At 69.0% G+C, this 19386-nt stretch carries 19 protein-coding genes; 8 read left to right on the forward strand and 11 right to left on the reverse strand.

Annotation, left to right across the window (positions count from 1 at the left end):
- Positions 1-449, forward strand: a 449-nt coding sequence (locus tag ACFW0G_RS37930) for a transposase (RefSeq protein WP_378330334.1), incomplete at its 5' end; no start/stop codon positions are given.
- Between the two features lie 322 nt (positions 450-771).
- Here ACFW0G_RS37930 and ACFW0G_RS37935 read toward each other — a convergent pair.
- The 4 genes from ACFW0G_RS37935 to ald form a co-directional block, all read right to left on the reverse strand.
- Complete coding sequence (locus tag ACFW0G_RS37935; RefSeq protein WP_378330363.1) at positions 772-2172, reverse strand: amino acid permease; 1401 nt, start codon at positions 2170-2172, stop codon at positions 772-774.
- A 405-nt stretch (positions 2173-2577) separates the two neighbouring features.
- Positions 2578-3942, reverse strand: coding sequence for an aspartate aminotransferase family protein (locus ACFW0G_RS37940; protein ID WP_378330335.1), 1365 nt, complete (start codon positions 3940-3942; stop codon positions 2578-2580).
- A 107-nt stretch (positions 3943-4049) separates the two neighbouring features.
- Positions 4050-5513 carry a PLP-dependent aminotransferase family protein gene (locus tag ACFW0G_RS37945; protein WP_378330336.1) on the reverse strand — a complete coding sequence of 488 codons (1464 nt, stop codon included), beginning with the start codon at positions 5511-5513 and terminating at the stop codon, positions 4050-4052.
- A gap of 60 nt (positions 5514-5573) precedes the next feature.
- Entirely contained in the window at positions 5574-6689 is a 1116-nt protein-coding gene (ald, locus tag ACFW0G_RS37950; protein WP_378330337.1) for an alanine dehydrogenase, read from the reverse strand.
- Positions 6690-7067: 378 nt separating this feature from the next.
- On the opposite strand from ald, the gene ACFW0G_RS37955 reads away from it, so the two are divergent.
- The 4 genes from ACFW0G_RS37955 to ACFW0G_RS37970 all read left to right on the forward strand — a co-directional run bounded on the left by ACFW0G_RS37955 (position 7068) and on the right by ACFW0G_RS37970 (position 9974).
- Positions 7068-8168, forward strand: a complete 1101-nt coding sequence (locus ACFW0G_RS37955) for a VanZ family protein (RefSeq protein ID WP_378330338.1) — start codon at positions 7068-7070, stop codon at positions 8166-8168.
- Positions 8169-8257: 89 nt separating this feature from the next.
- The gene (locus tag ACFW0G_RS37960) at positions 8258-8572 is read left to right on the forward strand and encodes a hypothetical protein (protein WP_378330339.1); all 315 of its coding nucleotides are present in this window, start codon (positions 8258-8260) and stop codon (positions 8570-8572) included.
- A 28-nt stretch (positions 8573-8600) separates the two neighbouring features.
- Positions 8601-8972: an MmcQ/YjbR family DNA-binding protein gene (locus ACFW0G_RS37965; RefSeq protein WP_378330340.1), complete on the forward strand. Its 372-nt coding sequence runs from the start codon at positions 8601-8603 to the stop codon at positions 8970-8972.
- Positions 8973-9443: 471 nt separating this feature from the next.
- Positions 9444-9974: a hypothetical protein gene (locus ACFW0G_RS37970; RefSeq protein ID WP_378330341.1), complete on the forward strand. Its 531-nt coding sequence runs from the start codon at positions 9444-9446 to the stop codon at positions 9972-9974.
- A 228-nt stretch (positions 9975-10202) separates the two neighbouring features.
- Here ACFW0G_RS37970 and ACFW0G_RS37975 read toward each other — a convergent pair whose 3' ends face one another.
- Positions 10203-10826 carry a VOC family protein gene (locus ACFW0G_RS37975; protein WP_378330342.1) on the reverse strand — a complete coding sequence of 208 codons (624 nt, stop codon included), beginning with the start codon at positions 10824-10826 and terminating at the stop codon, positions 10203-10205.
- A 118-nt stretch (positions 10827-10944) separates the two neighbouring features.
- Positions 10945-11532: a TetR/AcrR family transcriptional regulator gene (locus tag ACFW0G_RS37980; RefSeq protein ID WP_378330343.1), complete on the reverse strand. Its 588-nt coding sequence runs from the start codon at positions 11530-11532 to the stop codon at positions 10945-10947.
- 116 nt (positions 11533-11648) lie between these two features.
- Between ACFW0G_RS37980 and ACFW0G_RS37985 the strand changes: the two genes are divergently transcribed.
- Positions 11649-12767: an FAD-dependent oxidoreductase gene (locus tag ACFW0G_RS37985; protein WP_378330344.1), complete on the forward strand. Its 1119-nt coding sequence runs from the start codon at positions 11649-11651 to the stop codon at positions 12765-12767.
- A gap of 225 nt (positions 12768-12992) precedes the next feature.
- Positions 12993-13964 (forward strand): alpha/beta hydrolase, encoded by a 972-nt coding sequence (locus ACFW0G_RS37990; RefSeq protein ID WP_378330345.1) that lies wholly within the window; start codon positions 12993-12995, stop codon positions 13962-13964.
- Positions 13965-14019: 55 nt separating this feature from the next.
- Here the strand turns inward: ACFW0G_RS37990 and ACFW0G_RS37995 are convergent, their stop codons facing one another.
- The 5 genes from ACFW0G_RS37995 to ACFW0G_RS38015 form a co-directional block, all read right to left on the reverse strand.
- Positions 14020-14586, reverse strand: coding sequence for a YbhB/YbcL family Raf kinase inhibitor-like protein (locus tag ACFW0G_RS37995; protein WP_378330346.1), 567 nt, complete (start codon positions 14584-14586; stop codon positions 14020-14022).
- Positions 14587-14745: 159 nt separating this feature from the next.
- Positions 14746-15204, reverse strand: coding sequence for a dihydrofolate reductase (locus ACFW0G_RS38000; RefSeq protein ID WP_378330347.1), 459 nt, complete (start codon positions 15202-15204; stop codon positions 14746-14748).
- On the reverse strand, positions 15201-15998 hold the full coding sequence (locus ACFW0G_RS38005) for a thymidylate synthase (RefSeq protein ID WP_378330348.1): 798 nt from the start codon (positions 15996-15998) through the stop codon (positions 15201-15203). Before ACFW0G_RS38005 ends, ACFW0G_RS38000 begins: the two co-directional genes overlap by 4 nt.
- Positions 15999-16069: 71 nt before the next feature.
- Entirely contained in the window at positions 16070-16864 is a 795-nt protein-coding gene (locus ACFW0G_RS38010) for an FkbM family methyltransferase (RefSeq protein WP_378330349.1), read from the reverse strand.
- Between the two features lie 28 nt (positions 16865-16892).
- Entirely contained in the window at positions 16893-18161 is a 1269-nt protein-coding gene (locus tag ACFW0G_RS38015) for a nucleotide disphospho-sugar-binding domain-containing protein (protein ID WP_378330364.1), read from the reverse strand.
- A gap of 224 nt (positions 18162-18385) precedes the next feature.
- On the opposite strand from ACFW0G_RS38015, the gene ACFW0G_RS38020 reads away from it, so the two are divergent.
- Positions 18386-19381: a proline iminopeptidase-family hydrolase gene (locus ACFW0G_RS38020; RefSeq protein WP_378330350.1), complete on the forward strand. Its 996-nt coding sequence runs from the start codon at positions 18386-18388 to the stop codon at positions 19379-19381.
- The last annotated feature ends 5 nt before the right edge of the window (positions 19382-19386 follow it).

A 19386-nucleotide genomic window follows, 5' to 3' on the forward strand; every position in this document is an offset into this window, starting at 1 on the left:
CGCGGCTGCTGGTGCGCCGCACCCCACGCTTCGCCACCAACGACCAGGGCGAGCTGTTCCGCACCTGGAACTACCACGCGGTGTTCACCGACACCAGCTTCGACCTGCACACCGCCGACGAGTATCACCGCCGGCACGCGATCATCGAGCAGGTCTTCGCCGACCTCAACGACACCGCCCTGGCCCACTTCCCCTCCGGCCGGTTCGCCGCCAACCAAGCCTGGCTGACCCTCGCGACCCTCACCCACAACCTGCTACGCGCCACCGGCTGCCTAGCCAGCGTCTTTCACGCCACAGCCCGCACCGGCACACTGCGCAGACACCTGATCAACATCCCCGCCCGCATCACCCGCACCGCCCGCCGCATCACCCTGCGACTACCAGCCAACTGGCCCTGGCAGCACAGCTACCAAGCCCTATCCACCGCCACCGGCACCCGAACAGCCTGACCCCCCGCCCCCACAACCCAGACCACAGTGGACACACCGGATGCGACGGCCGGCAATCCACCACACCCACCAACCAAACACACAATCAACAACAACACCCAAGAACAACAAACAAACCCACCGGTGGATCCAGGTTCAACGTCTCATACGCGTCGTTCAGGACACCCGCCCTATAGCACGCTGGGCGCCACCCCCTGCCCGCGAACGCCCCCCACTCCACAAAGGACAAACCACTCACCAGTGCGCGGGGGGGCCGACGCCGTCAAGGCCACCTTACGGGCGTCCGACGCCCGTAAGGTGGCCTTGACGGCAGGGGAGCGGGTCAGGCGAGGTCGGTGCCCGGGGTGTTCCGGAGTCGTGGCAGGGGAGTGTCCGGCGTGGCCGGAGGTGCCTCGGCGGACGGCGACGCGGGCGCCGGGGGAGCGCCGCGGCGGCGGCGGACTTCGTAGCCCACCAGGATCAGGACGAGGGTCACCGCGCTGAGCCAGAACTGCGAGCGCGTGGTCGGCAGCACCGCCATCGCCCCGATGACCAGCACCATCAACGCGATCGTCGCGTAGCTCAGCCACGGGAACAGCCACATCTTCAGAGCCAGCTTGCCCGGGTCCTCACGCTGCAGCCGACGGCGGAGCGTGACCTGAGCCAGCGCGATCGCCAGGTAGACGAACAGCGCGACGGCGCCGTAGGAGTTCACCAGGAACTGGAAGATCAGATCCGGCGAGGTGTAGGCGGCGATGACCGAGGCGTAGCCGACGACCGTCCCGGCGAGGATGGCGCGGCGGGGGACACCGCTGCGGGACAGCCGCGTGAACGCCCGGGGCGCGTCGCCGTGGTGGGTCAGCGCGAACAACATCCGGGACGAGGTGTACAGCGCCGAGTTCAAACAGGACAGCACGGCGGTGAGCACGATGCCGTTCATGATGGTCGACACCGCCGGGATGCCTAGGACGTCGAGCACCGCGGCGTACGGGCTGACAGCGGTTTCGGGGGAGTCCCAGGCCTTGATCGCCACGACCACGAACACCGATCCGACGTAGAACAGCACGACGCGGAAGATGATCGACCGCATCGCCTTCGCGATGGCCTTCTTCGGCTCGGCCGACTCGGCCGCGGCGATGGTGACGATCTCCGCCCCGGTGTAGAAACCGATACAGGGCACGACGGCCGCCAGTACCGCGCCGATGCCGAGCGGGGCGAAACCGCCGTGGGACACCAGGTTCGACACGCCACCGTGCGAGCCCGGCCAGATGCCGAACAGATACAGCGCGCCGAGCACGAGGAACACGATGATCGCGACGACCTTGATCGAGGAGAACCAGTACTCGAATTCGCCGTAGGAGCGCGCGGAAACCATGTTGGTGCCGGTCAGCAGCACCAGCAGGCCGAGGCTGAGCACCCACAGCGGTACGCCGGGCAGCCACAGCTGCAGGATCCGCCCGCCCGCCACGGCTTCGACGGCCACGACGATGACGAAGAAGTACCAGTACATCCAGCCGACGGCGAACCCGGCGCGGTTGCCCATCGCCTCCCTGGCGTAGACGTAGAACGAGCCGAGCGCGGGCTTCGCCACCGTCATCTCGGCCAGCATGCGCATGATGAGCACGGTGATCAGGCCGGCGATCAGGAACGAGATCACCGCGGCGGGCCCGGTCGCCTGGACGACGACACCGCTGCCGACGAACAGTCCGGCACCGATGACACCGCCGAGGGCGATGAGGTTCATGTGCCGTTGTTTGAGCCCCGGTTTCAGTCCGCTGGGCCGGGCGGGTTCGGACATCGAGCTCACGTCTCCTCCAAGTCGCGGCACCGTTGCCGCTGGGCTGCTGGGAGCTTCGTTTGTGGTTCCCGTCACCGTAGGTACTGACTGGGCCCGGTACGAGAGCCAGTTACGCCGTGGCCGAGGGGTCCAGATGGCGACCGACTCTAGCGCGCGCGACAGGTCACCGGAGGTGATCCCGCAGTCCGGGATCGTGACCGATTTCCTCTGCTCCACAGGAATATCCGAGCCGGAGCGCGCAGCGTGAGCGTCCACAATGTACTCACATCGTGATACGGCCTTGACCGGGTAACAAAAACCGGGTGGGGCTGCCGAAGCATCGGCGGCCCCACCCGGGAGAAAGAGGGACGATCAGGGCTGGACGGCCTTCTCGACGTCGGTGAGCATCGCGTCGACGCCGTGCAACAGCTCGGCGAGTTCGGCCTCGCCCGCCACGAGCGGCGGCGAGATCATCAGCATGGTCGCGCCGCGGTCGTCGCCGCGCAGGATCACACCGGTGCGGCGGAACGCCTCGGGCAGCACCTCGCGCAGCACCTTGAGCGACTCGGCTTCGGTCAGCTCCCTGCCGCTCCGGTGATCGGCCATCAGCTCGATCGCGTAGAAGAACCCGGTCCCGCGGACGTCCTTGACGCAGCGGTGGGAGTCCTTGAGCGCGTGCAGCGCCGTGGACAGCCGCGGTGCCTCCTCCCGGACGTGGTCGAGGACGTGCTCGTCGCGCATCGCGGTCAGGTTCGCCACCGCGGCGGCGGTCGCCACCGGGTGCCCGCCCCAGGTCGCGCCATGCGTGAAGACACCGCCCTTCGGCGAGTCGTACAGCTCGGTGACCAGCCGCTCACGCACGATCAGCCCGCCGAGCGGCGCGTACCCGGACGTCGAGCCCTTGGCGAAGGTGATCATGTCCGGGACGACGCCGGTCAGGCCGTGGCCGAACCAGTGCCCCAGCCTGCCGAACGAGCAGATCACCTCGTCGGAGACCAGCAGGATGCCGTACTTGTCGCACAGCGCCCGCACAGCGGGCCAGTAGCCGTCGGGCGGTACCAGCGCGCCCCGGCCGTTCTGCACCGGCTCGGCGAACAGCGCCGCGATCGTTCCCGGGCCCTCCTCGAGGATGACGTCCTCGATCGCCTTGACACAGTCCAGTTCCCCGGCGGGCCCGCAGTCGCCGAGCAGGCCCAGGGTGTTCGGCACGTGCCGGACACCCGGCAGCAGCGGGCCGAACGGGTCCTTGATCTTCGGCAGGCCGGTGACCGACAGGGCACCCAGTGTGGTGCCGTGGTACGCCATGTCGCGGGCGATGATCTTCGTCCGCTCCGGCCGGCCCTGGCTGCGGTGGTACTGACGGGCGAACTTCAAGGCCGACTCGACCGCTTCGGAGCCGGAGTTGACGAAGAACGTGGTGCCCAGGTCGCCGGGGGCGAGTTCGGCGATGAGCGTGGCCGCCTCGATCGCCGGATTGTGCGCCGAACCCCAGTTGCTGGCGTAGGCGAGGGTGCTCACCTGGTCGGCGACGGCCTTCGCGACGTCTGTGCGCCCGTGCCCGATGTTCACGCAGAACAGCCCGGCGAGGCCGTCGAGGTGGCGGCGGCCCTCGGTGTCGACGAGGTGGCAGCCCTCGCCGCGCACGAACACCGGGAAGTCGCTGTCCCAGGTGTCCTTGCGGGTGAAGTGCGGGCCGAGATGGCGGCGAGCCTGCGCTCGCAGCTGGGTGACGTCCACCGGAGACCTCCTTCAAGGCGCGAGTGTGTGCTTCGACTCTCGCAACCGCGCTGGTCCGAGGCCCAGCACCAGAAACGTGCGTTCCGACGGGTCCAGATGGGGCCGGGTCAGCCGCCGAGGAGTTCCCGGCAGGCTTGGCCGAGCAGGCGGATGCCCGGCTCGATCGCGCGTGGCGGGATCGCCGCGAAGCCGACCCGGAAATGGTTGCGCGGCGGGTCGTCACCGATGAAGAAGATGTCCCCGCCCTCGATGAGGACGCCGTCGCGTTCCGCGCGTTCGGCGAGGCGGCGACAGTCCAGTGTGGACGGTCCGGTCACCCACAGGCTCACCCCGCCCGGTGGGTACGGGCCCTGCGGCCACGGCAGGTGTTCGGCGACCGCTGCGCGCGTCGCCTCCCATTTGCGCATCAGCTTCGTCCGGTAGCGGCGCAGCGACCGCTGGTACTCGCCGCTGTCGATGAGCAGGGCCATGGCGCGTTGCAGGTGACCGGGCGGGTGCCGCAGCACGTAACGGCGGATCTCGCGCAGCTCACGGACCAGTTCGCGCGGGGCGGCCAGATAACCCAGTCGCAGCCCGGGGGAGAGGAACTTCGAGAACGTGCCGAGATAGACGACGTCGCCGGAGCCGTCAAGCGCTTTCAGCGCGGGCGTCGGACTGCCCTGGTAACGGAATTCGCTGTCGTAGTCGTCCTCGACGACCACCGTGCCGGCCGCCGCGGCGAGTTCGAGCAGGCGACGGCGGCGGCCGATGCTCAGGGTGACGTTGGTCGGATGGTGATGGCTGGGCGTCAGGTACAGCAGATCGACGCCGGTGAGTTCGTCCGGCGGGCGCAGGCCGCTCTGGTCGACGTCCAGTCCGCGCACCCCGGCACCGGTGCGCAGGAAGATGTGCCGCGCGTCGAGGTAGCCGGGGTTCTCCATCGCCACCGTCTGCCCCGGTCCGAGCAGCGCGCGCCCGAGCAGGTCGAGGCCCTGCTGCGAGCCGACGGTGATGAGCACCTCGGCCGGGTCGGCCTCGATTCCGCGGGCGGGGAGCAGATGCTTGCACACCATCTCGACCAGCATCGGGTCGTCCGAGCCGACGCTGTCCTGCAGCGCCGGGAAGACGTGCGGCCGGTACAGCGCGTCGCGCAGGCACCGGGCCCACGACCGGGCCGGGAACGCGGTGACGTCCATCTGGCCCGCCACGAACGGATAGGGGTAGGTGTGCCAGTCGGCGCGTTTCTCGACGTGCGGCACGTCCGCGTCGGGGTAGCGGCGGACCCGGGCCCGCCAGTCGATGCGGGACCGGGTCGTGCGTTCCTGCACCGCGCGGTGCGGCCGCATCTCCGCGTTGACGAACAGGCCGCTGCGCTCCCTGCTCTCCACGAACCCCTCGGCCACCAGCTCCTGGTAGGCGAGGTTGATCGTGTTGCGGGAGACGCCGAGTTCGGCCGAGAGTTCCCGGGAACTGGGCAGCCGGTGTCCCGGGTCGAACGTGCCGACCGCGATGCCGTGCTCGATAGCGCGCCGTACCTGGCGGTACAGCGGCTCCGGCGACGACCGGTCGATTTCGATCAGCGTACGGGGCACCGTTGCTCCTCGCCGAGGTCCGGGGCGAGGAGCAACCTAACCCGAACGGACGTCGCCCGGCTAGCCCAGCGCGGTTTCCGGCGCGACGGCGGTGAGCCCGTGGGCGGCCGCGACCGGCTCCGAGGTCAGCGCGCCGTCGACGGTGCTGACACCGCCGCGCAGCTCCGGGCGCCGGTCGATCGCCTGGCGCAGACCGCCGTTCGCCAGCTCCAGCGCATACGGCAGGGTCACGTTCGTCAGCGCGTGCGTCGAGGTGTGCGGCACCGCGCCCGGCATGTTCGCGACGCAGTAGAACACCGAATCGTGCACCCGGAAGGTCGGCTCCGCGTGCGTGGTCGGGCGGGTGTCTTCGAAGCAGCCGCCCTGGTCGACGGAGATGTCGACGAGCACACTGCCCGGCTTCATCCGCGAGACTAGGTCGTTGGACACCAGGCTGGGCGCCTTGGCACCGGGCACCAGCACCGCGCCGATCACCAGATCGGCCTCCAGCACGGCCGCCTCGATCGAGTAGGCGTTCGCCGCCGCCGTCCGGATGCGTCCCTGGTACATCCGGTCGGCCGCGCGCAGCTTGTCGACGTTCTTGTCGAACAGCACGACGTCGGCCCAGCTCCCGGCCGCGCCTGCCACCGCGTTCATCCCGGCGACGCCCGCGCCGAGCACCACCACCCTGGCCGGGGCCACGCCGGACACCCCGCCGATCAGCACGCCGCGGCCGCCGTTGGCCCGCATCAGCGTCTGCGCGCCGACCTGCGGTGCCAGCCGCCCGGCGACCTCACTCATCGGGAACAGCAGTGGCAGGGACCCGTCCGGCAGCTGCACGGTCTCGTAGGCCACCGACGTCGTGCCCGCCGCCAGCAGCGCCCGCGTGCACGGCTCGCTCGCCGCGAGGTGCAGGTAGGTGAACAGCAGCTGGCCCGCGCGGAGACGACCGTACTCCTCTTCGACGGGCTCCTTGACCTTGAGGACGAGTTCCCCGGTGGCCCAGACGTCGTCGGCGTGCTCCAGCACTTTCGCGCCCGCGGCGACGTAGTCCTGGTCGGCGATCGACGAACCCTCGCCCGCGCCACGCTCGACGAACACCTCATGCCCTGCCGAGACGAACTCGTGCACGCCGGCCGGGGTGAGGGCCACCCGATACTCGTTGTTCTTCACTTCCCGGGGAACACCGATCCGCATCTCCCGCTCCCATCCGCTGTCACCGTCGCTGTCGGACCCGCTGAGCTTGGGTGACGGCTGGCCTGGTCAGAAGGACCAGAACGCGCCCGTTCGAAGGGGCCAGTTGCCGCCGGGCGGTGCCGATCGCCGGAAATCCGGAGGCCTTCGCGAATCGGATTCCGGCACGCTCCCGATATTTGTCACGGTGATAAGAATTTTTCGAGGCCGCGCACATCGCGATTGTCACCTTTCGGCGGTGTCGCCGTTTCACGTACATTCTTCGGTGGTTGGAAATTCGCGGTCATGATACGTTGCCGTGACATTCGGAAGTGGTGATCCGGGGCGGCCCCGGATCGGGGATGTCCTTTGTGGACAAAACCGGAGGGGTTGTCCGAACCCGTGTCCGAACTGACTTTTCCTGCGATTGTCGCGCTCTTCGGCGGCGGTGGTCTCGCGCTGCTGCTGGCGATTCCCTATCTGTGGTGGACCTACCGGGGGCGCGGTGAGTTCGGCGCCGGGCACATGGTGCTGGCGTTCGGTTGTCTCGTCTACGCGCTGGCGCTCTGGACCTACACATTGTTGCCGGTGCCCGAAACCACGCCGCAGTGGTGCGCACGACATGTGGTGGAGCCACAACTGCGCCTCTTCCATTTCGTCGACGACATCCGGGCTCGCCGCGGCGAGCCAGGGATCGCCGGTCTGCCGGGCAATCCGGCCCTGCAGCAGGTCGTCCTCAACGTGATCCTGTTCGTGCCGCTGGGCATGTTCGGGCGGCATCTCTTCCGCTGGCGGTCGCTTACCACGGTCGCCATCGGGCTGCTGCTGTCGCTGTTCATCGAGACCACCCAGCTCACCGCGGTCTGGGGCGTGTTCGAGTGTCCCTACCGCCTTTTCGACGTCGACGACCTGCTCGCGAACACCGTGGGCGCGGCCGTCGGCGTGCTGCTGGCCCCGGCCCTGCGCTTCGTCCCGGGACAGCGGGTCACCCGGCCGCCCGGGGACGCCCGGCCGGTCACCGCCCGTCGCAGGCTGCTCGGGATGGTCCTCGACGTGTTCGCGGTCTTTCTGCTCGGGACGTTGCTCAGGACCGGCGCCGCGCTGCTGGCCGCCAACGGACTCGGCTCCTTCGCCGGTCTGCCGGGAGCGAGCTGGCTGCTGGATTACGTGATCCCGGTCGGCGTCCTGCTGCTCCTGGTCCCGCTGTGCGGTGACGGCGCGACCGCCGGACAGCGGATCGTGCTGCTCGCCCCCGTTCGTCCCGACGGCAGCCGCCCCGAGCGCTGGCGGGTCCTGCCGCGGTTCGCTGCCGGAGGCGGCGGTTTCTTCGCTCTCGATCACCTCGGCCTGCACTTCTTCGCCGCCGTTCTCGCCGTCGTCGCCGCGTTCCTCGCCTGGCGTACGGCGGGACATCGCGGCCTGAGCGGGTGTGTCGCGGGCCTGCGCTTCGCCGACTCCCGTGCCGTGAGCACCGGCGCGGCGGCGAAGGTGGCGCGTCAGTAACACGCAAACACTTGTACAATCGTTTGACTGTTGGCTGGAGCGGGGGTTGACTGAAGGGAGGCCGGTACCGGCCGGAGGAGGTGAGTCCGATGTGGGCAGCGCTGACCCGGTTCCTGCGCCGTCGCCACGGCGACGGCTACGAGGAGTTGCTCGCGCAGGCGCGCCGGGAGTTCGAGTGTGACGTACTGGCCGCACTCCCGGCGAACCTCGTCGCCGAATCGCCCGGCGTGCCCGCTGTGGTGTTGTCCGTCGGGCTCACCCTGGCCGAACGCGGTGCCTCGCTGGGCGCGTTGTGTACCTGTCTCGAGGTGACCCGCGAGCAGGCGCGGACGTTGCTCTTCTACGCCGGGCGCCGTGACGGCGGCTTCGTGCTGCCGGGTCCGGAGCTGTATCCGAGGTACTGACATCGCCGTCCTTGGATAGGGTGGGCCGATGCGGGCTGCCGACTTGAAGAAGATCTGTCTCGGGCTGACCGGTGCGCGCGAGGAGTTCCCCTTCGGTGCGGAGAACAGCGTCTTCAAGGTGGCGGGCAAGATGTTCGCGCTGAGCCCGTTGCGAGGGCGGCCGTTGCGCGTCAGCCTCAAGTGCGATCCGGACGTCGCCGTGCAGTTGCGCGGCCAGTACCCGGCCATCACCGCCGGGTACCACCTGAACAAGCGGCACTGGAACACGGTGGTCCTCGACGGTTCGGTGCCCGGCGATCTCGTCCGCGAGATGATCGAGGATTCCTACGATCTCGTGGTCGCCGGGCTGTCGCGCCGGGAGCAGGAAAAACTGCACTGGGTGGCGCTGTCCCGGGAGTGAACTTCGGTGCTGTGAAGGGCCCTTCAGGGCCTTCGAGGTCCGCGCTCACTGGCAAAGCCGTATCCCCGCCTCTGCTGAGAAAACCCCGTTAGGTCCCTGACTGTCCACTTCATACTGTCCGTGCCGGTATGCGGGTGTGTGACGGGTAAACCGTAGTTCCGCGGTAATTGGCGTGATCCGGGCTTGTCGTCGGCTCTGGGCATTGCGTCGTATTGGTCGGCATTCCTGCTTTCTGCTGAGAAATATCCACCGATTCCTGTCTGTGTGGCCGGAAATCGTCGTGTTGTGAAGAACTGACTTCGCAATTTCACAGCGTGGTGGATGTTTACTGTTTCGCGGCCCGTAGCCGCCGTTTCCTGTCGTGTTCGTGTTCGGTGGCGAAGATTTCGGGTCGCTCCGCTCGCCGAGGTGAACGCGATCTCGGAAACGGGGCTTCGTCATGCCGTCTGGGAGGAAGATCCAATGCGTGTTATGCCCGCTTTACGTGTGATGGCGCCGATCGGCGCGGTTTCGGTCGTCATGGCCCTTGCCGCTCCGGTGTCCGCTTCGGCCGAATCCGCTACCACCGCCGCGACCTGTTCGCAGGCGGACCTGCCGTTGCCGGATCCGGCGTGCACGCCGGGCGTGACCAATCCGGACGTCACCCAGGGCACGATCGGTTCCACGATCTGCGTCTCGGGCTGGACCTCCACGATCCGGCCGCCGACGTCCTACACCAACGCCCTGAAGCGCCAGGGCATCGCCGACTATGGCTACTCCGACACCAATCTGGCGGACTACGAGGAAGACCACTTCCTCCCGCTCGAACTCGGTGGTGCGCCGAAGGATCCGAAGAACCTCTGGCCGGAACCCCACTCCGGCGACGAGAACTCCTACTCGAAGGACTCCGTGGAGAACGCGGTCAAGAAGGCCGTGTGTGCCGGGAAGGTCACGCTCGCCGACGCACAGCACGCCATGCTCACGAACTGGACCACCGCCAAGGCCATCCTCGGCATCGGCTGACCCCGCGGGCCGATGCGGTGCCGGGAGCCTTCAATGCGATGGGGGCTTCCGGCACCGCGACCGTTCAGTCCGAAGTGGACGGCGAGAGGGTGGTTGGCTTCCCGGGATCCGGGAAGCCGGGCCCGTCCGGTGGGCACGGGGCTGGTTCTTCCCGGAAATCGCGGGGTGCGGCGGAATCGGTGCTGTCCCAGGCGAGAGCGGCGACCATGCCGGGGTGATAGCGGCACATCAGGACCGCGCCGCCAGCGAGGTGGCTTCCCAGGCGAACCCGTCCGGGTCCGTGAAGGGCCCGGCGCCACTGACGGCGATCCGGTGCGAGCCGGTGCCGTCGGGGGAGACGCCGAGGTCCTTGGCGAGGGCGTGGCGCCGGTACAGGGCCAGTTTGACGGCGCCGCTCCCGGCGGCGAACTCGACGTACCTGCGGCCGAAACTCCTCGCCACGGTGAGGCCCTGGCCGACGTAGAACTGCTTGCTCGCGGTCACATCGGCGACCCCGAGGAGCAGCACGATGTCGTCGATCCGCCGGGTGGCGGGGCCGGTGTTCTTCTTCGCCGAGGTCGCGACCTTCCAGATGGCGCCGTCCGGGGCCTGGACCACCCCGCCGTAACCCCACATCGATTTCGCGGCGGGCTTGAGCATGGTCGCGCCCGCGTCGAGAGCGGCGTCGATGAGGGCGTCGACGTCGGCGGGCTGGGACACCGTGAGTGCCAGGGTGAAGCCGCGGAAGCCGGTGGCCGGCGTCTGCGAGGCCCGCAGGCGGAGCAGGGTGTCCAGCCCGAAGGCGGTGGCGTAGAAGCGTCCGGCGGCTTCGGGGTCGGCCGTTTCGAGGGTGATGCTGTCGATGGAGGTCATGACAGGAACGCTAGGCGCGACCCGGTGATCCGTGCTTCTCGATTCCTGATCGGTCTCGCGGTCCGTGTCGAGGCGCGCTTCCGGGTGTCCGGACGTGGCTTCGGGACCGCCGGCGCGGTCATCGTCGGCCGTCCTGGGGCGCGAGGACGCGGAGCATGCCGGTGAGTACGTCCTCGGCCGCGGGCGCGTTGTCCGCGTCGATCGGGAGCTGGAATCTCAGGCCGGTGACGAGGCACGTGCCGAACGCGCCGACGGTGCGCACCAGCTCTTCGTCCACAGTGTCCTCGTCGGCATCGAGCACTTCGGCCGCGAAGCCGCGGCGGCTGAGATCGAAGCTTCTGCGCAGCTCTTCCCGGAGTTCGGGCGAGTGTTCGGCGGCGACCACCGCTTCGCAGAACGCCAGCCAGATCTCCCGGTGTTCGGCGAAGTGCCTGATCGTGTCGGCCAGCACGGCGGCCAGCCGCTCGACCGGGCTGCCGGTACCACCCGCGGCCCGGCGCCTGCTCTCCCGCAGCGAGTCCGCGAACTCGCTGAGCGTCCGGACCATCGCGGCGTTGAGCAGCGTCTGGACCGAGCCGAAGTGGTAGCCGATCGCCGCGAGGCTCGTACCGGCCTCCGTCGCGATGTCCCGTGCCGTCGTGCGCGCGTACCCCTTCGTGGCCAGGCAGCGTCGCGCGCCGTCCAGCAGATCCTCCCGGTTTCCCATGGTGAGCATGCTAGCGCAGGAATGAGACGAACGTCTTGCACAAACGTGCTAGACAAACGTCTGAATCGGTCCTACCGTCGATCTCGGCTGGGGTACTCGATCAACGGGAGGAACGGATGAAGGCGGGGAACGTCCTGGTGTCCGGCGCCGGCATCGCCGGTCTGTCGGCGACGTACTGGCTGGCACGGCGCGGCTGGCGGGTGACCGTGGTGGAACGCGCCCCGGCGCCGAGGATCGGTGGTCAGGCGATCGACGTCCGGGGGTCGGCGCTGGGCGTCCTCGACCGCATGGGGATGCTCGATCGGGCCCGGCGGGCCAAGACCGCCATCCAGGGCATGAGCATGGTGGACGCCGACGGCGTCGAGCTGCTGCGCGACACCGAAACGACCATCACCGGCGGTGTCATCGACAACGACGACATCGAACTCATGCGGGACGACCTGAGCGGGCTCGTGACCGAAGCGATCGGATCGTCCGCCGAGTTCGTGTTCGGCGACTCGGTCACCGAACTGGCACCGGACGACAGCGGCGTCGCGGTCACCTTCGAGCACGCCGAGCCACGTCGGTTCGACCTGGTCATCGGCGCGGACGGGACGCACTCGCGGGTCCGCGCGCTCGCCTTCGGCCAGGAGGCGCGGTTCACGCACGCGCTCGGCAGGCATATCGCGATCTTCACCACGGAGAACTTCCTGGGGCTCGAGCACTGGCAGACGTGCCTGCGTACCGACGACCACCTGGTCGTCATGATGAGTGTGCGGGACGACGCCGAAGCGCGGGTGCTCCTCAACTTCAAGTCCACATCGGACACTCCGGACCACCGGGATGTCCAGCGGCAGAAGGAATTTCTCGCCAAGCACTTCGCCGGGGCCGGCTGGGAGCTGCCCCGGATGCTGGACGCGATGTGGCGGGCGCCGGATTTCTACTTCGACGAGATGTGCCAGATCAAGATGCCGGACGGCTGGTGCGCGGGCCGGATCGCGCTGGTCGGCGACGCCGCCCACTGCGCGTCGCCGATGTCCGGCCAGGGCACCAGCCTCGCGCTGGTCGGCGGTTACGTCCTGGCGGGCGAGCTGTCCACCGCCGGTGACCACGACGCGGGTTTCGGTGCCTACCAGCGGGAGATGGCGAGCTACGTCGCCGCGAATCAGGCGCTGGTCATGGACGACCGGGGCGCGCAGGCGCACCCGGGGGCGCTGGCGAAGGCGGCGAACGCGATCACCGTCAAGGACTACTGAGCACGACGTCGCGTCACCGGGCCGTGTTAGCCTCACGGCATGCTCATCGAGGTGGACAGAGTCTAGCCGCCGGGCCCGTCGGCGGCGTACCGGCCGACATCGGCCCCACCACGACTCTTTCCACCCCCGCTTCCCTTCGTTACGCGTGTTTCGGCGCGGGCACGAACGTGCCCGCGGTCGGCGGCGCGGCGACGGCGGAGGAAGCGATGACTCCCAGGAGTACCGATGACGCACGAAATTCCACGGCCGCCGTTCGATCCCGAACTCGCCGCCGTGTTGCCGACGCTCGACGGCCGGGTCCCGGCCGGGATGACCGCGGATCGGCTGGAGCACTACCGGGCGCTGTCTTTTCCCGGTATCGCGGAACAAATCGGGGACCGGCCGGTCGGCTGCGTGCACCACACGATCACCGGTCACGGCGGGGCGGAGATCGCCGTCTCCGTACTGTCCTCTGTGGACCACGAGAAGCCCGGGCCGGGGATCTATCACCTCCACGGCGGTGGCATGGTCATGGGCGACCGGTTCGCTTCGGCCGGTCCGCTGATCGACTGGGTACTGAAGTACGACGCGGTCGCCGTCACGGCCGAGTTCCGCCTGGCGCCCGAACACCCCGACCCCGTTCCCGTGGAGGATTGTTACGCGGGCTTGCGGTGGATGGCCGGCAACGCAGACGCTCTACGGTTCGATCCCGGTCGCCTGGTGATCTTCGGCGGCAGCGGCGGAGGTGGCCTCGCCGCCGGGACCACGTTGCTGGCGCGCGATCGTGGAGGCCCGGCGCTGCTCGGCCAGTTGCTGCAGTGCCCGATGATCGACGACCGGAACGAGACGGTGTCGTCACACCAGTACGACGGTGTCGGCGTTTGGGACCGGACGAGCAATCTCACCGCGTGGACGGCGGTTCTCGGGGATCGCCGGGGCACCGCCGACGTCTCGCCGTACGCGGCGGCGGCGCGGGCGACGGATCTGAGCGGGCTGCCGCCGACGTTCATCGACGTCGGCGCGGCCGAGGTGTTCCGGGACGAGGACGTGGCGTTCGCGAGCGCGATCTGGGCGGCGGGCGGGGACGCGGAACTGCACGTCTGGGGCGGCGCGTTCCACGGTTTCTACGACCTGGCGCCGCAATCCGCGCCGGCACGGGCGTGCCTGGCCGCCCGGGAATCCTGGCTCGAACGGTTGCTCGCACGCTCCGTGCCGTAGCCGGACGTCGCGCCGCCTCGCCACGCTCGGCGGGGCGGCGCGCACGCCGGGGGAGCTATGACTTGCCGGTGATCCTCGCCGTGGCGATCGAGGCCGCGGTGATGGTCCTGGCGGCGGTCTGCGTCGACGAGTTGGCGTTCAGATTGGTGAGCGACGCCTTGTTGAGCGCGTAGACGACGAACTCGTAGGTGTTGATCGTGGTGGGCGAGCACGGTCCCTGATAGCCGTAAAGGCTCGCGCTTCCCCGGTAGTAGACCTGCCTGGCACCCGCGGGGACCGCGGGCTGGTAGGCGTGCTGGACGTTCTGGGGGAGCGAGGTCGTGCTCACCGGGATGTCGTAGATGATCCAGTGGAGGAGGTTGTTGTTGCTGAGATCGCGCATGATGATCGCGTAGCTCTTGGCGGTGTCCGGAGCGCCGGACCACGCGAACGGCGGGGATTCGTTCTTCTTGGCGGGGTCGTTGCCGCCGCCACTGGTGCATTCGTGGACCTTGGGGATCATGCCGCCGTCGGCGAAAGCGGTGCTGGTCAGGGTGAACGCGGCCGGTGAGGCGGCGGCAGGGGAGAGCCCGGCGGCGCACGCGACGAACAGGGCGAACAACACGATTCCGGTGCTTCTCACTGAAGGCTCCCGAGGACGTTCGTGGTTCCTTGGCCGTCCGTGGCGGAGGGCACACGGACGGTCGAACCAGCGTGACATCCCGGGTTCCGGCGGCCAACACCACCGCCCGTCGTGGCCGAGGTATGTACCCTCTTGGCCACGCTGAGCACAGCGTGGCCGTCAGCCCCAGGTCAGGAACCGGTAGTGCAGCCCGGTCGAGGACTCCAGCCATTCCCCGGTGGAGTCCGGCGCGCGGCCGACGTCCGGCGCGTACGTGTCGCCGTCGAAGTGCTCCCGGATCTCGGTGACCACGATCCGGTCCGCGAGCGGCAGCGCCGCCCGGTACACCGCCGCGCCGCCCATCACCCAGACGTCCCCGGACACCGCGGCGAGTGCCGCCGACAGGTCGGGGAACGTCTCGACGCCTTCCTGCGGCGTACGCGACAGCACGAGGTTGCGCCGGCCCGGCAGCGGCCGGAACCGCGGCGGCAGCGACTCCCAGGTCCGGCGCCCCATGAGCACGGTCGCGCCCGCGGTCAGCGTGCGGAAGTGCTTGAGATCCTCCGGCAGATGCCACGGCAGCGCGCCGTCACGGCCGATGACGCCGTTCGACGACTGCGCCCACTCGACCCCGATCACACCGCCACCGGTGCCTTGATGCCGGGGTGCGGGTCGTAGCCCTCGATCGCGATGTGCTCGTAGGTGTAGTCGAACAGGCTCTCCGCCGGCTTCAGGCTCAGCGCCGGGAACGGCCGTGCCTCGCGCCCGAGCTGCGTGCGGACCTGGTCGAGGTGGTTGTCGTAGATGTGGCAGTCGCCGCCGGTCCAGACGAAGTCTCCGACGCCGAGGCCGACCTGCTCGGCGATCATGTGCGTCAGCAGCGCGTAGCTCGCGATGTTGAACGGCACCCCGAGGAACAGGTCCGCGCTGCGCTGGTACAGCTGACAGGAAAGCCTGCCGTCGGCGACGTGGAACTGGAAGAACGCGTGACACGGCGGCAGCGCCATCCGCGGGATGTCGGCGACGTTCCACGCGGACACGATGATCCGCCGGGAGTCGGGATTCTCGCGCAGCGTGCGCAGCACCTCGGCGATCTGGTCGACGTGGCCGCCGTCCGGGGTCGGCCACGACCGCCACTGAACGCCGTAGACCGGGCCGAGGTCACCGTCCGGCGCCGCCCACTCGTCCCAGATCGTGACGCCGTTCTCCTGGAGCCACTTCACGTTCCCGTCGCCGCGCAGGAACCACAGCAGCTCGTAGGCGATCGAGCGGAAGTGGACCTTCTTCGTCGTGATCAGCGGGAAGCCGTCGGACAGCCGGTACCGCAGCTGGTGCCCGAAGACCGACCGCGTGCCCGTCCCGGTGCGGTCGGCCTTGCGGGCGCCCGTGTCGAGCACGTGGCGGAGCAGATCTTCGTACTGCGTGTCCGGCATGCCCGCGAGCCTAGACGACCGGGCTCCGCCGGGACGCGCGGACGGCGCGGCCGGTGCCGCGCGTCACCCGGCTAGGGGAGGTCCCTGGTGGCGGTGACCATGTGCGTGGTGCCGGTGTCGTACATGTCCTGCTGCAGGTCGTCGAGGTGGAAACCCTTGTCCCGCAACAGTTCCACCGTTTCCGCGAGCTGGCCGTCGACGTCGTGGACCTCGGCGATGATGTTGCGGATCCCTGGCCAGTCGGCGTCGTCGAGGCTGCGGAAGACGTCGAGTTCGGCGCGTTCGACGTCGACCTTGAGCAACCCGACCTCCTTCAGGTGGTACTCGGCGAACAGGTGCGCCAGCGTGATGACCTTGACCGGGTATTCGACGGCGCCCGCCTTCGTCCGGTCGAGGTGGAACTGGCGCTGCCGCTCGTCGCTCACGCCGAAGCTGGTGAGCGCCGCCTCGATGTTGCGCCGGTCGTCCTCGTCGTCCACCCGCAGCGTCGACATGACGTCGCTGTTGGGGTAGTAGGTCAGCGTGGTCGTGCCGGGCTGGGTGCCGATCGCGACGTTGACCGCGATCGCCGTCGGGAGGTGGCGCTCGAAGTTCTGGACCAGGCATTCGAAGGTGGGCGGCGCGGGCTCGCAGGCGATGATGCGCAGGTCCGGCACCGCGTCGGTGACCAGCAGGGAGGTCAGCCCGATGTGCCCGCCGACGTCCACCACGGTGTCGTTCGGCCGCAGCCGGGCGATGCACCGGGCGTAGAGGCCGTCGGAGAACTCCTGCCACACCCCCGCGGTGTTGAACTTGTTGGTGCAGGACACCACGCGGCCGTCGGGCAGGGCGTATTCCTGGAACTGCGTCGTACCCGGTGAGTTCATGTTGGTTTTTTCCTTAGCCGTAGTGGTTTCAAGACGCTCGTGACGTGGCGAAGCCGGTCGCGAGGTCCTCCAGATCGCCGACGACGTCCTGCAGGGTCCGCGCCGCGTGCACTTCCTGCTGGACCTCGATCGCGTTGCGGCGGAACGAGGGGTCGACGAGCAGCTGCTCGACCTTCGCCCGCAGCTGGTCCGGGGTGAGGTCGGCGAGGTCGAGGAGCAGGCCGTAGCCCCGTTTCTCCTGGGCGATCGCGGAAATGCGTTCGCTCCAGGTGGTTCCGGGCACGATGAGCTGGGGGACGCCGTTCACCACGGCGTTCCCGATGGTCGCGCCGCCGCCCTGGTGCACGATCGCCGAACAGCTGGGCAGCAGCTCGTTCATCGGCACGAAGTCGACCGCGCGGACGTTGTCCGGCACCTTCGGCACGGTGGCGAGCTGGGCCGCGTTCAGTGTCGCGATCACCTCGACGTCCAGATCGGCGAGGCCGTCGAGCAGCGTCGCCACCGAGGCCTCCTCACGTCCGTGGACCTGGCGGTTGGACACGCCGAGCGTGAGACACACCCGGGGCCGTTCCGGCTCTTCGACGACCCACGAGGGAACCGCCATCGGCCGGTTGACCGCGACGAAGCGCACCGGGATGTAGTTGACGTCGAGGTCGTAGCGGATGCACTCGGGCGACGGGTCGATGGTGGCCATGCCGAGGCGCAGCTGCTCGTCGAACTCGCAGCCCTGCGTCGCCAGCCACTCGGACATCCACTCCTTGAGCGGGTCGTGCCGCTCTTCCGGCGGCTGCCTGCTCAGCAGGTCCGCGTGCTGCGCGAACAGCCGGGCGGTCTGGTCCGCGGCGTAGAGCATGCGCACGTGTGCCGCCCCGGTGGCCTTGGCCACGAGCGGGCCCGCGTACATCAGCGGGTCCCAGACGACGAGGTCGGGCTTCCAGTGCCGGGCGAACCGCACGATCTCGTTGAGCATGGCGTCGGGCGCGGTCCACCGGAATCCCTCGACCCAGGTGTGGTAGACCGAGCGCACGTATTCGTCGGTGTACTTCTCCGGGCGGCTTTCGGACAGCAGGTGCTCCGAGCCCATCGGATGCTCGCCGACCCCTTCGAGGTGCCGGTGCCGGACCAGGTCGAGGTCGCCGCCGAACCACATCGCGTCGAGCCCGGTCTCCAGGAACGGTTCCACTTCGGACGGATTGCGCTGGCCCACGTAGCGCACCTCGTGGCCCGCGGCACGCAAGGCCCAGCCGACCGGAGCCATGCTGTAGATATGGGTTCTGGTCGGGAAGACCATCAACATGACACGCACTGCCGTCTCCAATGGTTGGCGGTGACTTCACCCTAATTCGACGATCCCCGCTGGAAACCCGAGGAAAGCCACGGCGGCGAAGTTAGGGGTCCGAACGGGAATGCGGGCCTGGGGACCCCTAGCGGAGGACCGGGCGGAGGTCGCGATCCTCCCCGCGCCCGCCGCCCCGGGACGCCCCTAAGGGGGCTGGTCCAGCGGCGTCCCGGCGATTAGACATGGACGCGGTGAGAGCCCGTGACGGCCGTGTCGATGAGGTGATGGGAATGGTCAAGGCGCCCAGTGTCAAGGGATGGGTGCCCTTCGGCGACTGCCGGACCTGGTACCGGGTGACCGGCACGCCGGGCGCCGGGCACCCGGCGCTGGTGGTGGCGCACGGCGGTCCCGGCAGCACCCACGACTACCTGCTGAACCTGGCGGAGCTCGCCGACGACGGCTGGCCGGTGGTGCACTACGACCAGCTCGGCAACGGTGGTTCGACCCGGCTGGCCGACCGTCCGACCGATTTCTTCACCCCCGAGCTGTACCTCGACGAACTCGACAACCTGCTGCGGGGGCTGCGGATCGCGGACAACTACGTCCTGCTCGGACATTCGTGGGGCGGCATGCTGGCCGCCCGGCACGCGGCGGCGGGACCGGCGGGGCTGGCCGGGCTGATCATCGCGGACGCCCCGGCCTCCTACCTGCTCTGGCGGCAGGAGATGGAGGTGCTGCGGGCGGCGCTGCCACCGGAGATCGACGCGACGATGCGCCGGCACGAGGCCGCGGGCACCACCGACTCGAACGAGTACTTCCGCGCCGCGCGTGTTTTCTACGACCGGCACGTGTGCCGGGTCCAGCCATGGCCGCGTGACTACGTCGCGTCGCTGATGGAGGTCTCGAACGACTCCACTGTGTACTCGGTGATGAACGGCCCGAACGAGTTCCACGTCGTGGGCACGCTGAAGGACTGGTCGGTGGTGAACTGCCTCGCCGAGATCGCGGTGCCGACGCTGCTGATGTCCGGTCGCCACGACGAGGCCACGCCGGTCACCATGCAGCCCTTCGCCGACCGGATCCCGGACGTCCGCTGGGAGATCTTCGAGGAGTCGAGCCATATGCCGAACCTGGAGGAGCCGGAGCGGTTCCGGGCGGTGCTCGCGGAGTTCCTCGGGCGGCTCGACCGGCAACCGGTGCCCGCCGCCCCCGAGCACGTCGAGAAGATGAGGAGGTAGTCACC

The sequence above is a fragment of the Amycolatopsis sp. NPDC058986 genome (assembly GCF_042741125.1).
In the GTDB taxonomy this organism is placed as follows: domain Bacteria; phylum Actinomycetota; class Actinomycetes; order Mycobacteriales; family Pseudonocardiaceae; genus Amycolatopsis.